This window comes from Pseudomonas sp. RW407, from assembly GCF_003176655.1.
Taxonomy (GTDB): Bacteria; Pseudomonadota; Gammaproteobacteria; order Pseudomonadales; family Pseudomonadaceae; genus Pseudomonas; species Pseudomonas delhiensis.
This window is the reverse complement of sequence record NZ_QGSL01000107.1, coordinates 1198492-1211544: the sequence shown is the minus strand read 5'-3', so window position 1 is coordinate 1211544 and position 13053 is coordinate 1198492. Positions and strand designations below refer to the sequence as shown.

12 protein-coding genes and 1 pseudogene are annotated in these 13053 nt (G+C 70.3%); 6 read left to right on the top strand and 7 right to left on the bottom strand.

The features are described from left to right. Together DK254_RS29640 and DK254_RS29635 are read left to right on the top strand one after the other, a co-directional pair. Positions 1 to 145 (top strand): annotated as a pseudogene (locus DK254_RS29640) (S-(hydroxymethyl)glutathione dehydrogenase); the annotation flags it as partial. A 35-nt stretch (positions 146 to 180) separates the two neighbouring features. Further along, entirely contained in the window at positions 181 to 564 is a 384-nt protein-coding gene (locus tag DK254_RS29635; protein ID WP_109936690.1) for a VOC family protein, read from the top strand. Positions 565 to 595: 31 nt separating this feature from the next. Here DK254_RS29635 and DK254_RS29630 read toward each other — a convergent pair whose 3' ends face one another. The 4 genes from DK254_RS29630 to DK254_RS29615 are packed head-to-tail and all read right to left on the bottom strand — an operon-like array spanning position 596 to position 5974. Then, the gene (locus tag DK254_RS29630) at positions 596 to 1759 is read right to left on the bottom strand and encodes an MFS transporter (protein WP_109936689.1); all 1164 of its coding nucleotides are present in this window, start codon (positions 1757 to 1759) and stop codon (positions 596 to 598) included. 55 nt (positions 1760 to 1814) lie between these two features. Beyond that, positions 1815 to 3506, bottom strand: a complete 1692-nt coding sequence (locus DK254_RS29625; protein WP_109936688.1) for an amidohydrolase — start codon at positions 3504 to 3506, stop codon at positions 1815 to 1817. 39 nt (positions 3507 to 3545) lie between these two features. Beyond that, entirely contained in the window at positions 3546 to 4628 is a 1083-nt protein-coding gene (locus tag DK254_RS29620) for a polyamine ABC transporter substrate-binding protein (RefSeq protein ID WP_109936687.1), read from the bottom strand. A gap of 20 nt (positions 4629 to 4648) precedes the next feature. Continuing rightward, positions 4649 to 5974 carry an alginate export family protein gene (locus DK254_RS29615; protein ID WP_109936686.1) on the bottom strand — a complete coding sequence of 442 codons (1326 nt, stop codon included), beginning with the start codon at positions 5972 to 5974 and terminating at the stop codon, positions 4649 to 4651. 262 nt (positions 5975 to 6236) lie between these two features. On the opposite strand from DK254_RS29615, the gene DK254_RS29610 reads away from it, so the two are divergent. From DK254_RS29610 to DK254_RS29600, 3 genes are all read left to right on the top strand, one after another. Continuing rightward, on the top strand, positions 6237 to 6857 hold the full coding sequence (locus DK254_RS29610) for a TetR/AcrR family transcriptional regulator (protein ID WP_109936685.1): 621 nt from the start codon (positions 6237 to 6239) through the stop codon (positions 6855 to 6857). A gap of 96 nt (positions 6858 to 6953) precedes the next feature. Beyond that, positions 6954 to 7850, top strand: a complete 897-nt coding sequence (locus tag DK254_RS29605; protein WP_109936684.1) for a universal stress protein — start codon at positions 6954 to 6956, stop codon at positions 7848 to 7850. Between the two features lie 11 nt (positions 7851 to 7861). Further along, on the top strand, positions 7862 to 8101 hold the full coding sequence (locus tag DK254_RS29600; RefSeq protein WP_109936683.1) for a hypothetical protein: 240 nt from the start codon (positions 7862 to 7864) through the stop codon (positions 8099 to 8101). A gap of 32 nt (positions 8102 to 8133) precedes the next feature. On the opposite strand, the gene DK254_RS29595 is transcribed toward DK254_RS29600, so the two are convergent. Then, on the bottom strand, positions 8134 to 9336 hold the full coding sequence (locus DK254_RS29595) for an MFS transporter (protein WP_109936682.1): 1203 nt from the start codon (positions 9334 to 9336) through the stop codon (positions 8134 to 8136). Between the two features lie 998 nt (positions 9337 to 10334). Here DK254_RS29595 and DK254_RS29590 point away from each other — a divergent pair. Next, complete coding sequence (locus tag DK254_RS29590) at positions 10335 to 11231, top strand: alpha/beta fold hydrolase (protein ID WP_109936681.1); 897 nt, start codon at positions 10335 to 10337, stop codon at positions 11229 to 11231. A gap of 5 nt (positions 11232 to 11236) precedes the next feature. On the opposite strand, the gene DK254_RS29585 is transcribed toward DK254_RS29590, so the two are convergent. Continuing rightward, positions 11237 to 12184 carry an aliphatic sulfonate ABC transporter substrate-binding protein gene (locus DK254_RS29585; protein ID WP_109936680.1) on the bottom strand — a complete coding sequence of 316 codons (948 nt, stop codon included), beginning with the start codon at positions 12182 to 12184 and terminating at the stop codon, positions 11237 to 11239. Continuing rightward, a partial coding sequence (gene mgrA / locus DK254_RS29580; RefSeq protein ID WP_109937347.1) for an L-glyceraldehyde 3-phosphate reductase occupies positions 12181 to 13053 on the bottom strand: 873 nt, incomplete at its 5' end. The genes DK254_RS29585 and mgrA, both read right to left, overlap by 4 nt.

The window sequence follows — 13053 nt, the reverse complement described above, 5'->3', positions numbered from 1 at the left end:
GCTGCCCAGCTACGTGGAGAAGGCGCAGAAGGGCGAAATCCCGCTGGACACCTTCATCACCCACACCATGGGCCTGGACAAGATCAACGAGGCCTTCGGGCTGATGCACGAAGGCAAGAGCATCCGCAGCGTTATCCGCTTCTGAGCGACACCCACCCACCCTCCAAAGGAGTCAGCAACATGACCGTCTATACCCACGTCACCGTTGGCAGCAACGACCTGCCGCGCGCCCGCGCCTTCTACGACCGGGTGCTCGCCCCCCTTGGCCTGAAGCGCCTCGCCGACCTCGGCGACAACGGCTCCATCTGGGGCGTCGACTCGCCGGCGTTCTTCGTGCTCAGGCCCGCCAACGGCCAGCCGGCTACGGTCGGCAACGGCGTCACCCTCAGTTTCGCCGCGCCGAGCCGGGCGGCCATCGATGCCTGCCATGCCGCGGCCCTCGCCGACGGCGGCCGGGACGAGGGCGCGCCCGGCCCCCGCAATTGGGCGCCGAACGCCTACGCTGCCTACTTCCGCGACCTCGATGGCAACAAGATCGCCGCCTATTGCTTCCAGGGCGCCTGAGCCGCCGGCGAGCCCGCGCCGGCGGGCTCGCTCAGGGTTCCAGCCCCCGGCGCATCGCCGGGCGCCGCTGCACCACCCCCGCCAGGCATTTCAGGGCGAAGCCGGTGACCACCGCGGCGCCGGCGCTGAGGAAGATCGACTGCCGCCCGGCGCCCTGCAGCAGCACGGCGATGAAGGCAGGGGCCAGGGCCGCGGCGCCGGACTGGACGACGCTGACCCAGGGCGTCAGGTTGCCCCGCGGGTCGTTGGTGGCGATGGACGACATGTAGTAGGTCAGCGCCAGCACCCAGCCGAAGTTCATCAGCAAGAGCGCGCCGGACAGGCGCCCGGCGTCGTTGGCGTAGCCGCCCAGCAGGACGATGGACAGCAGCACCAGCGCCGAGCCCAGGCCGATCATCGGCCCGCGGCTGACGCGAGCGCCCAGCAGGCTGGGCAGGGCCGCGCCGGGCAGGCCGCCGAGCACGCCCAGGCCGAAGGCCCAGCCGACGTCGACGGCGGCGATGCCGCACTCGCGAGCCAACTGGTCGACGAAGCCCCAGATGCAGTAGATGGCCAGTTGCAGGAACAGCATGCCCAGCAGCGCGAAGCGCCCGATCAGCGCGGAGCCCGTGCCGTCGCCACTGGCCGGGGCCGGTAGATCCAGGCGCAGGCGCCGGGGGATGGCCAGGCTGGCCAGGGCGATGAGGGCGAACCACAGGCCGATGCTGGCGCTGGCCGGGCGGTTGCCGACGGCCTCGGCCAGCAGCGGCAGGCTGGCGGCGAACAGCGCGAACACGGCGGTCTGCAGCAGCAGCGAAAGGCCGTAGGAGCGGTCCTGCCCGGGCAGCCGGCCGAGGGCGTTGATGGCCCCGGCGTAGAGCAGCCCGGCAGCGACGCCACAGGCACAGCGGCAGGCCAGCAGCAGGGCGTAGTCGTCCAGCAGGGCGCTGGCGGCGTTGAGCAGGCCGGCGGCCAGCGCGGCGTACAGGTACAGGCCGCGGCCGCCGAAGCGCCGGCCCAGGGCGGGCAGCAGCAGGCTGCCGAGCAGGGTGCCGGCCATTTCGCTGGAGAGCACCCAGCCCTGCTGGCTGAGGCTCAGCGCCAGGCGTTCGGCGAGCAGGCCGATGAAGATCGGCTGCACGCCGATGATGATGAGCGCCGTGGCGGCGATGTAGATCAGGGCGGCACGCAGGGCCCGGGTGTTGTTGTTCTGCATTGCGGGGTTCCAGCGGAGGAGGGGGCGGCGGCCGCGGCGGCCGCCACCGTGCGGGTCAGGCCTGGCCGGTGGTGCCGGCGTCGTGGGTGATGCGGCCGTTCATCAGGGTCAGCGCCACCTCGGTCTTGCCGATCTGGTAGCGCTCCAGCTCGAACAGGTCCTGCTCGAGGATGATGATATCCGCGCGCTTGCCCTTGGTGATGGAGCCGATCTCCTTCTCCAGCCCCAACTGGTAGGCGCCGTTGAGGGTGTAGGCGGCGATCAGCTGGGGGATGCTCAGGCGCTCGTTGCCGTCGGGCATCACCGGTGCGTCCGGCTCGCCGGCCAGCTGGCGGGTGTGGCCGGACTCGATGTGCTCCACCGGGCGGTGCTGGCAGCGGCACTGGCAGGCCAGGCCGTCCATGCCGATGGAGACGGTCACGCCCTGGTCGATGAAGGTGCGGAACTTGTACATCGAGGCCCAGCGCTGGTGGCCGTAGGACTTCTGGATGGCCTCGGCGTAGGCGTCGACCACGCCCCATTGCAGCTGGGTGTTGGCCATGACGCCGATGCGGCGGAAGCGCGGGATGTCGTCCGGGTGGGTGAGGAAGGCGTGGGTGATGACGTGGCGGCGGTCGCGCGGCGGGTTGGCCGCGTAGGTGCGCTCGAACACGTCCAGGGCCATGCGCACGGCGCCGTCGCCCACGGCGTGGACCATCACGTCGATGCCGTGGGCGTCGGCCTTGCGCACGTGGCCTTCGAAGACTTCCTCCGGCATCACCGTCGAGCCGCAGCTGTGCGGCTTGTCGCAATAGGGTTCGAGGAGGAAGGCGGTGTGGTTCATCTCGGTGCCGTCGAGCATCAGCTTCAGCGCCTGGGCCTTGACCAGCGGCGAGTCGTACTTCGCCCGCAGGCCCTGCAGCACGGCCACCGGGTCCTTCTCGGTGCCCATGTCGATGAAGCTGCCGACCACCCGCAGCTTCAGGCGCTCCTCGCGCTCCAGCTGCTGCAGGGTTTCGTAGAGCAGCGTCTGGTCGCCGCTGGGGTCGAGGAAGCCGGCGTCGAACACGGTGGTGATGCCGGCGGCCACCAGCTTCTCCTGCCACAGGGCGATGGAACGCAGGTACAGGTCGATGCCCACCGGCAGGTAGCCGGCCTCGCTCAGGCGCTGCATCAGCAGCGAGTAGGCGGCGCCGTCGACGATCACTCCGGTGGGCTCGCCGGTCTGCGGGTCCTTCTCGAACCAGCTGGCGCCTTCCTCCACCGCCGGGGTGTGGCGGTCGATGCGGGCGATTTCCAGGGCGCGGCTGTTCACCCACATGGTGTGGTAGTCGGTGGACAGCAGGCACACCGGCCTGTCGGCGCAGATGGCATCGAGCGTCTCGCGGCGCAGCAGCTCGGCGGGCATCAGCGCCTGGATCCAGCCCATGCCGGTGATGGCCTTCTCTTCCGGGTGGGCGTCGACGTAGTGCTTGAGCAGCGCCAGCACCTCGTGCGGGTCCTCGTGGTTGACGAAGGCCTGGTGGGCGAAGGCGGTGGTGGAGAAGTGCCAGTGGGACTCCACGAAGCCCGGCAGCACCAGCTTGCCGCCGGCGTCGATCAGCCGGGTGGCGGCGCCGGCGTGGGCCATCACGCCCTGGTCGTCGCCGACGTAGAGGATGCGCTCGCCGGCCACCGCCACCGCGCTGGCCCAGGGCCGGTGCGGGTCGACGGTGTAGACGCGGGCGTTGTGGATGATCAGGTCGGCGGAGCGGGTCTGGGTGGTCATGGGCTACTCACTGGCTTGCGGGTGTCGAAAGGGGGCGGCTCAGATGCCGGTGCGGATCGCGCTCCAGGCACGGGTGCGGGCGCGTTCGGTGCTCAGCGGCTGCGGCGTCAGTGGGTAGAGCAGGTGCTGGCGCTCGGCCGGGACGTACATGTTCGGGTTCTGGCGGATGTGCGCATCCACCAGCGCCGTGGCGTCCTTGTTCGGGTTGGGGTAGCCCACCGCGTTGCTGGCCCTGGCGATCACCTCCGGGCGCAGGATGAAGTCGATGAAGGCGTGGGCCTCGGCGCTGTGCGCGCCCCTGGGGATGACCATCACGTCGGACCACATGGGCACGCCCTCGCGGGGGATCATCATCTCCAGGTGCACGCCCTTGTTCGCCTGCGCGGCCAGCTTCTCGGCCAGGGCGAAGCCGCCGGACCAGCCCACCGACACGCAGGTGTCGCCGTTGGCCAGGTCCATGGCGAAGCGCGAGGAGTTGAAGTAGGCGATGTGCGGGCGGATCGCCTGCATCAGCGCCTGGGCCTTGCGGAAGTCCTCGGGGTTGCTGGAGTTCGGGTCCAGGCCCAGGTAGCGCATGGCGATGGGCAGGATCTCGTCGGGGGCGTCGATGAAGCCCACCCCGCAGCTGGCCAGGCGGGCGATGTTGTGCTCGTCGAAGAGCAGCGCCCAGCTGTCCGGGATGCTCTCGCCGCCCAGCGCGTGGCGCACCTTGTCGAGGTTGTAGCCGACCAGCGTGGTGCCCCACATGTAGGGCACCGCGTACTGGTTGCCGGGGTCGCCGACGGCGGCGATCTTCGCCATGAAGCCGGCGTCCAGGTGGCCCAGGTTGGGCAGCTTCGACTTGTCCAGCGGCTGGATGGCGCCGGCGCGGATCAGCTTGTGCAGGTTGGCGGTGCTGGGGAAGACCACGTCGTAGCCGGAGTTGCCGGTCAGCAGCTTGGTCTGCAGCATGTCGATGGAGTCGAAGGTGTCGTAGATCGGGCGGATGCCGGTTTCGGCCTGGAACTGCTGCAGCACCTCCGGCGGCAGGTATTCGATCCAGTTGTAGATGCGTACCGTGCGTTCCTCGGCCTGGGCCAGGCAGCAGCACAGCGACAGCAAAGCGGCGAGCAGGGCTTTCATGGGGCTTCTCCGTGGAAGGCTCAGTAGCGGTAGGTGACGTACATCTCGAGGGTGCGGAAATCGTCGTTGCCCAGGACCTGCCGCGCGGCGCCCAGGGGCTGGGCCCAGTTGTACGAGAGCGAGGCGTAGACGGCCGGGGTCGGCGTCCAGTCGAGGAACACCACGTTCTCGTTGGCGAAGCGCCGGTCGCTGACCGGGATGCCGTTGTAGACCTTCTGGTCCAGGCTGAAGCGGTAGTGGATGCCGCCCAGGCTGAGGGTGGGCGTCAGGTGCGTGCGCAAGGTCCACTGGTCGACGCGCTCGTTGCTGTTGTAGAGCAGGTAGTTGCCGACGATGTCGCCCAGCAGCCAGGTGCTCCAGTCGATGAAGCCCTTGCTCAGCGGGTCCCAGCTCTTCTGGGTGTCGTCGGTAGGCTCGTCGTCGCCGGAGAAGCGCGCGTGGCGGTAGCTCAGCAGCGGCTGCAGGGGCAGGGCGGGGAAGGCGTAGTCAGCCTGGGCGTACCAGGCGCTGGCGTGGTAGTCGACGCCCGAGCCGCTGCCGCGCTGGAGGGCGTATTCGCCGTGCAGGGTCAGGTCGTCCAGCCCCGGCACCTTGCCCTGCAGCGCCCGCAGGTTGTAGACCTGCATGCCGTCGCGCGGCTGCAGCTGGTTGGCCTCACGGTCCAGTGAGTTCACCCGCATGGCCATGGCGCCCAGGTTCACCACGCCGCCCGGCGTGTAGTCGAGGTTCAGGCCGTCCATGCGGAAGTCGCCCAGGTGGTCGTCGGTGCGCAGGCTGAAGGCCTGGGCGCCCAGCTCGCCCTGGCCGAAGGCGAGCACCGCGGAATCGCGGAAGGCGGTGCGCGGGCCCAGCCAGTAGGCGCCGTCGTCGTGCATGTCCAGGTGCCCGTCCATGACGATGAAGCCCGTGCCGACCATGAAGTTCTGCCGCCCGGCGGTGAGCTTCCAGGCGCCGTGCTGCAACCCGGCGTAGGCCTCCTCGACGCCCACGCGGCCATCGGAGCCGCGGGTGTAGCCGCCGGCGTCGCCGTCGCCCCAGGTGCCGGCGCCCAGCAGCGAGCCGCCGGCCAGCAGGCGGGTGTCGGCGTCCAGGGCGTAGGCCAGGTCGAGGCCGGGCTTGAGGTAGGCCTCCTGCCAGTCGGCCCGCTCCCCGCTGTCGTGGCCGTCGCGCAGGTCGATGCGGCCGAGGCCGAAGTTGGCGTTGCGCGCCGCGATGCTGGCGGCGCCAGCGCCCAGTGTGAGTTCCCCGCTGAGGTTGCCGGCGTCGAACGCGTAGCCGGCCCAGCCGTAGTCGCTGGCCATGGCGCCGAGCGCCAGTAGCGTCCAGGTGTACCTGGATCGGGTCATGCTTGCTGCTCCCTTGTCGTTGTACTTGTCGGTGGGCAGATCAGTGGCCCGCGGCGGCCGGGCGGGGCGGTGCCCCGGCCCATGCGCCGGGGCCTGCGAAGCGCTTTCTTGTCGTTGTGCGCCGCGGCCCGGGCCCCGTGACGGGCGGGGGTGGCGGCGGAAATATTCTTTAATCGTTAAAAAACTTTAGTCAATAAAATTTTTATCCGATGCAGATTCGGCTATGCTGGCGCCCCATCGACGAGCGCCCCGGGGAGAACCAGTGAGCGGATTGCGTGAACAGCAGAAGGCGTTGCGCCGCGAGGCCATCAGCCGCACGGCCCTCGACCTGTTCGAGAGCCAGGGCTACCAGGCCACCACCATGGAGCAGATCGCCCGCCTGGCGGCGGTGTCGGTGCCCACGGTGTTCGCCTACTTCGGCAGCAAGCAGGAAATCCTCCTGGAGAAGCTGCGCGCGGCCGACCACCGCGCCATCGCCGAGGCGCGCCGGCGCGCGCCGGAATTCGCCGACCCGCTGGACACCATCTGCCACTTCGAGCGCTGCCTCACCGAGTACGCCTTCGAGGTGCTGCCGCCGCCGCTGTGGCGGGAGATCCTGCCGCCGCTGCTGCCCCTGCTGGGCGGCGACCAGCGCGACGTGCCGGAACCCTACCGGCGCAACAACGACGCCCTGGTCGGCGAGCTGGCGCTGCTGCTGGGCGACCTGCGCGACGCCGGCAAGCTGCGCGCCGACCTGGACGTGGACTACGCCGCCTTCCTGCTCAACGACTACGGCCACCTGCAGCTGCTGCGCCTGTGCGCCCGCGAGCCGCTGGACCACGAGGCGCACCGGGCCGCGGTGCGCCGCTCCGCCGCGTTCATGCTGCGCGGCATGCTGCCCTAGGGCGGGCGCGACGGCGTGCTTGATGCACATCAAGGGGCCGCTGGCGGCGAAGGCGCAGGCTTAGGGGCACAACCCCTGTCCCCTCCGGAGGTCCCCATGAACGCCTACTCGCGCCTGCTGCTGATCTGTGATCCCCTGCTCCGTGACACCGCCGCCCTGGCGCGCGCCAAGGCCCTGGCCCTGGCCGGCGGCGCCCACCTGCACCTGGTCACCCTGGATGCCCTGCCGGTGGGCCTGGGCGTGCTCGACAGCGTGCTGCAGACCCGCGCCCGCGAAGAGACGCGCCTGCGCCAGGAACGCTGGCTGGAGGCGCACGCCGCCGACCTGCGCGCCCAGGGCATCGAGGTCGTCGCCGAGGCAGTGTGGACGGAAGACCCGCTGAAGGAAGCGCTGCGCCTGGTGGAGCAGCACGGCATCGACCTGGTAGTGAAGGACAGCCAGTACGAACCGGCCCTGAGCCGCGCCATCATGACCCCGCTGGACTGGCAGCTGCTGCGCCAGTGCCCGGTGCCGCTGCACCTGGTCAGCACCGCCGACAACCCGTGCCCGCAGCGGGTGCTGGCCGCGCTGGACCTGTCCCAGGACGACGTGCTCGTCGACCAGTTGAACGACCATATCGTCGAGTCGGCGCAGGCCCTGGCCCGCCAGTGCGGCGCCGAGTTGCACCTGCTGCAGGCCTACGACCTGGCCAGCGGCTACCTGGCCTATGCCGCGGGCCCCGTGGCCTGGTCGCCGGAAGTCGCCGAGCAGATGAGCGGCCGCTCGCGCCAGCGCATGGACCGCATCGGCGAACGCTTCGGCGTCGGCCGGCCCTACCAGCACCTGGTCAAGGGCCCGGCCACCCGCGTCATCAGCGATTTCGCCAACGAGAAGCGCATGGACGTGGTGGTCATGGGCACCCTCTACCACCCAGGCCTGGCGAAGATCATCGGCAGCACCACCGAACAGGCGCTGTACCGGGTGCATTCGGGCATTCTCGCGGTCCGGCCCTGAGGTCGGTGGCCATGAAGATGGTCGCGTTCCTCGCCCTGCTGCTGTCGATCTGGGCCATCGCCGTGGTGGCCGCGATGATGCTGCGCTACACCCCCGCCGGCGGCGACGCCCAGTACGTGTTCCTCTGGGACCGCTGGGAGAACCGCGTGTGCCTGGTGTCCATCGGCAACCCGTCGCGGGTCATCTGCGACCTGCGCTCGCTCTGGGTGGACGGGCAGCAGGGCGACGGGCCCACGGCGCGGCGGCCGTGACGGCGGCCGGTGGGTAGGGCCGCCGCGTCCGCTCAGCAGTCGCCCTGCAGGGCGGCCCTTTCCTGGCGGCGGCTGCTGGCCAGGGAGATCGACCAGAGCACGAAGCCGCCGATGGCCAGCAGGCTGCCCACCCAGCCCGGCGAGGTCCAGCCGTAGCCGGCGGCCAGGGCCAGGCCGCCGAGGAACGGGCCCAGCGCGTTGGCGAAGTTGAAGGCCGAGTGGTTCAGCGCCGCGGCCAGGCCCTGGGCGTCCTCGGCCACGTCCATCAGCCGCGTCTGCAGCACCGTGCCCAGGGCGCCGCCGAAGCCGACGAAGAATACGCAGAGGGCGATGCTCCAGATATTGCCGGCGGTGAACGGGAAGATCGCCAGCACCACCGCGCTCCACACCAGCAGGCCGCCGGCGGTGGGCATCAGCGCGCGGTCGGCGAGCACCGGGATGAACATGTTGCCGAGGGTCATGCCGACGCCGAACACCGCCAGCACCAGCGGCACCACGGCGGGGGAGACGTGGGTGACCGCGCCGAGGATGTCGGCCAGGTAGGTGTACACCGCGAACAGGCCGCCGAAGCCGATGGCGCCGATGCCCAGGGTCAGCCACACCTGGCCGCGCTTCAGTGCGCCCAGCTCGCGCAGCGGGCTGGCGCCGGCCTCGGGCGGCGAGTAGGGCGCCAACAGGCGCACGCAGAGCATGGTGGTCACGCCCAGCGCTGCGACCAGGGCGAAGCTCCAACGCCAGCCCAGGGCCTGGCCCAGCCAGTTGGCCAGGGGCACGCCGACGATGGTGGCCACGGTCAGGCCGAGGAACATCCGCCCGACCGCCACCGTGCGCCGGTGCGGCGGCACCAGCGAGGCGGCCACCAGCGCGGCGATGCCGAAGTAGGCGCCATGGGGCAGGCCGCTGACGAAGCGGAACAGCAGCATCCAGTGGTAGGTCGGCGCCAGCGCGCTGAGGCCGTTGCCCAGGGCGAACAGCCCCATCAGCAGCACCAGCAGCGTACGCCGCGGCAGGCGCGCGCCGAGCACCGCCAGCAGCGGCGCGCCCACCACCACGCCCAGGGCGTAGGCGCTGATCACATGGCCCGCGGTGGGCGCATCGATGCCCAGGGCCGGGGCGAACAGCGGCAGCAGGCTCATGGTGGCGAACTCGGTGGTGCCGATGGCGAAGCCGCCCACGGCGAGGGCGAATAGCACCAGGGCCGCACCGCGTCGCGGTTCGGTTGCAGAGGTAGTCATCAGGTGTCCTTGGTTCTTATGGAGTGCGCAGGCGCGCGGCTGTCATGCGGAGCACGGTCAAGGCGGTGACCGACAGCGAAAGGACGCACAGGATAGCAGAAGATTCCGCCCGGTTGTGTGCATGGGACGTGGTCCCGTGTGCGCATAGAGCGCATAACGCCTACGGTCAGCGGTGTCTCGGGCCAACGGCGGATAACCGCGAACGGTTATCCGCCCGACGGGGGAATGGTGCGGGTGGGGCAGCAAGGAGCGAATCTTATCCGCGAAGTGCGCCGATACGTCCGGCTATCGCGGACAAGGTCCTACCCTACGGGCTGGCACGGCTTCTCGTAGGAGCGAGCTTGCTCGCGAACGGTGCTAGCTGGTTGCATGGGTGTTTCGGACCCACTCCGCCACCCTCTCCCGCAAGCGGGAGAGGGGGCCGTTCGGTGCGCTTGGATATTCCTGAGGCAGCCGGCGATACCGAGGGCTTCCGGTTGAAACCATCAGATTTCTCGGCACGGACCAGCCCCCTCTCCCTTCGGGGAGAGGGGGCTGTTCGGTACGCTTGGATATTCCTGAGGCAGCCGGCAACACCGAGGGTTTCCGGTTGAAGCCATCACATTTCTTGGCACGGACTGGCTCCCTCTCCCTTCAGGGAGAGGGGGCTGTTCGGTGCGCTTGGATATTCCTGAGGCAGCCGGCAACACCGAGGGTTTCCGGCTGAAGCCATCACATTTCTTGGCACGGACTGGCTCCCTCTCCCTTCAGGGAGAGGGCTGGGGAGAGGGCGCTCTTCAGGGCGAGCACTGAACTCGCGAGTAGCTCGCTCGCGAACGGTGTAACCCGGTTGCATGGATGTTTCGGGTTGACCCCGTTCCCTCTCCCGCAAGCGGGAGAGGGAGCCGTCCCGAGCGACGCCGGATGCCGAGTCATCCTGGGCGAACGGGTACCTGTCTATCGATGTAAATTAATGATTATCATTTGCCATCTTTCGCCATGCCACCAGGAGACGACCCATGGCCATCGAGCCTGCAGCACCCGCGCCGACCCAGGGCACGCCAGGGCTGGCGCGCACCCGCGATGGCCGCGAGCTGTTCTACCAGGCGCTGCCGGGGCCGGCGGACGGGCGGGCGCCCACCGTGGTGTTCGAGAGCGGCCTGGCCGCCAGCCGTTCCTTCTGGGGGCTGGTGCAGCCGCTGGTGGCGCAGCGGGCCCGCGCGGTGGTCTACGACCGCAGCGGCCTCGGCCGCAGCCCGGCGGATGCCCAGCCGCGCAGCATGCAGCGGATGGCCGACGACCTCAACGACCTGCTCGACCACCTCGACCCCGGCCCCTTCGTGCTGGTGGCGCACAGCGGCGGCGGCCCCCTGGTGCGCGCCGCCACCGCCGCGCAGCCGCAGCGCATCGCCGGGCTGGTGCTGGCGGACGTGTCCGACGAAGCCTGCGAGCTGATCTTCACCCCGGCCTTCCGCCGCCTGGAGAAGTTCGCCCATGTGGCCAGCTGGCTGCTGGCCCGCTGCGGCTTGCTGGAGCGCTGCTACCGCAAGGCGATCGCCGTGCTGCCCGAAGACGTGCTCGCCGACCTGCGCCGGGAAGGCTTCACCATGGCCGTGATGCGCACCCGCGGCGCCGAGCTGGCCGGCCTGGTGGCGGCGCTGCAGGCCTATCGCAACCAGCCGCCGGTGCTGCCGGACATCCCGCTGACGGTCATCTCCGGTGCCCTGGCGGACTTCGGCATGAGCGCACAGATCCGCGCGGCAGCCAACGCTGCCCATGCCCACCGTGCCCGGCAGTCGCCCCAGGGCCGCCACGTGCTGGCCGAGCGCTCCGGCCATGGGCTGATCCTCAGCGAGCCGGGGCTGGTCGCCGACGAGATCGCGCGGTTGCTCGGCATGGCGAGCAACCGTGGCTGAGCCGTTCAGGGCCCTGGCCGCCAGACCGCCGGGGCGATGCTCACGGCGCGCGGCAGTATGCGGTTCGCGTAGAACAGGTCGGCGGTGCGTTGCTGTGCGGCGATGTCGGCATCGTTCAGCGGGCGGATCGGCGAGCTGGCCGGGCGGTGTTCGAAGGTGCGCCGGATGACGGCCTCCGGCAGGCCGGTGACGCGGGCCATGATCGCCACGCTGGCGGCCTCGTCGCTGCGGGTCAGGGCTTCGGCCTGGGTGAAGGCGTCCAGCACCTGGCGCAGGAAGGCGCCGTTGCCTTCCGCAAACGACCGCGAGGCCAGGTAGAAGGGCCCGGACAGGTCCAGGCCCTCGCCGTTGGCCAGCAGGCGCGCGCGGCCCTCCAGTTCCAGTTGCGAGTACCACGGGTCCCAGATGGCCCAGGCGTCCACCTGGCCGCTCTCGAAGGCGGCGCGGGCGTCGGCCGGGGTCAGGTACAGCGGCTGGATGTCGCGGATGCCCAGGCCGGCCTTCTGCAGCGCGCGCAGCAGGGTGTTGTGCGAGCTGGAACCCTTCTGGAAGGCCACGCGCTTGCCCTTCAGCTCGGCCACGGCGTGGATCGGGCTGCCCTGCGGCACGATGATCGTCTCCGCCTGCGGCTTGGCCGGCTCGGTGCCCACGTAGAGCAGGTCGGCGCCGGCGGCCTGGGCGAAGATCGGCGGGATGTCACCGCTGCCGCCCAGGTCGATGGCGCCCACGTTCAGCGCCTCCAGCATCTGCGGGCCGGCGGGGAACTCGACCCAGTCGATGCGGGTGTGCGGGAAGCGCTGCTCCAGCAGCTTGTGCTCCTTGGCCAGCACCTGGCTGGTGGAGGCCTTCTGGTAGCCGATGCGCAACTGGGCGGGGTCGTCGGCCCAGGCGCCGCCGGCCAGCGCGAACAGGGTGAGCAGGGCCGCCAGGCGGCCCTTCAGGTGCTTGGTCATGCGTCCTGCCAGTCGGTGGAGGGTTTTTCCCAGAGGTTGATCCCGCCTTCCACGGCGTGGCGGTCGATTTCCGCCAGCTCCTCGGTGCTGAAGGCCAGGTTGCCGAGGGCGGCGACGTTCTCGTGCAACTGGTCCGGGTGGCTGGCGCCGATCAGCGCCGAAGTCACCCGCGCATCGCGCAGAGTCCAGGCCAGGGCCAATTGGGCCAGGCTCTGGCCGCGGCGCGCGGCGATTTCGTTGAGCGCGCGGGCGCGGCGCAGGTTGTCCGTCGACAGGTGCTCGGGGCGCAGCGAGGCGCCGCCGGGGCGGTTGACCCGCGCGTCCTCGGGCACGCCGTCGAGGTACTTGCCGGTGAGCAGGCCCTGGGCCAGCGGGGTGAAGGCGATGACCCCGGCGCCGAGTTCGTCGGTGGTGGCCAGCAGGTCTTTCTCCACCCAGCGGTTGAACAGGTTGTAGGCCGGCTGGTGGATCAGCAGCGGCACCTTCCATTCGCGCAGCAGCGCCGCCAGTTCGCGGGTCTTGCCGGCGGAGTAGCTGGAGATGCCCACGTACAGTGCCTTGCCCTGCTGCACCGCGCTGGCCAGCGCGCCGGCGGTTTCCTCCAGCGGCGTGTGTGGGTCGAAGCGGTGCGAGTAGAAGATGTCCACGTAGTCCAGGCCCAGGCGCCGCAGGCTCTGGTCCAGGCTGGCCAGCAGGTACTTGCGCGAGCTGCCGCCCTGGCCGTAGGGGCCGGGCCACATGTCCCAGCCGGCCTTGGTGGAGATGATCAGTTCGTCGCGGTAGGCGTGGAAGTCCTCGCGCAGCAGGCGGCCGAAGTTGATCTCGGCGCTGCCGTAGGGCGGGCCGTAGTTGTTGGCCAGGTCGAAGTG

Coding starts and splice junctions, on each gene's coding strand:
- DK254_RS29635 (WP_109936690.1), top strand. CDS start 181: ATGACCGTCTATACCCACGTCACCGTTGGCAGCAACGACCTGCCGCGC.
- DK254_RS29630 (WP_109936689.1), bottom strand. CDS start 1,759: ATGCAGAACAACAACACCCGGGCCCTGCGTGCCGCCCTGATCTACATC.
- DK254_RS29625 (WP_109936688.1), bottom strand. CDS start 3,506: ATGACCACCCAGACCCGCTCCGCCGACCTGATCATCCACAACGCCCGC.
- DK254_RS29620 (WP_109936687.1), bottom strand. CDS start 4,628: ATGAAAGCCCTGCTCGCCGCTTTGCTGTCGCTGTGCTGCTGCCTGGCC.
- DK254_RS29615 (WP_109936686.1), bottom strand. CDS start 5,974: ATGACCCGATCCAGGTACACCTGGACGCTACTGGCGCTCGGCGCCATG.
- DK254_RS29605 (WP_109936684.1), top strand. CDS start 6,954: ATGAACGCCTACTCGCGCCTGCTGCTGATCTGTGATCCCCTGCTCCGT.
- DK254_RS29600 (WP_109936683.1), top strand. CDS start 7,862: ATGAAGATGGTCGCGTTCCTCGCCCTGCTGCTGTCGATCTGGGCCATC.
- DK254_RS29595 (WP_109936682.1), bottom strand. CDS start 9,336: ATGACTACCTCTGCAACCGAACCGCGACGCGGTGCGGCCCTGGTGCTA.
- DK254_RS29590 (WP_109936681.1), top strand. CDS start 10,335: ATGGCCATCGAGCCTGCAGCACCCGCGCCGACCCAGGGCACGCCAGGG.
- DK254_RS29585 (WP_109936680.1), bottom strand. CDS start 12,184: ATGACCAAGCACCTGAAGGGCCGCCTGGCGGCCCTGCTCACCCTGTTC.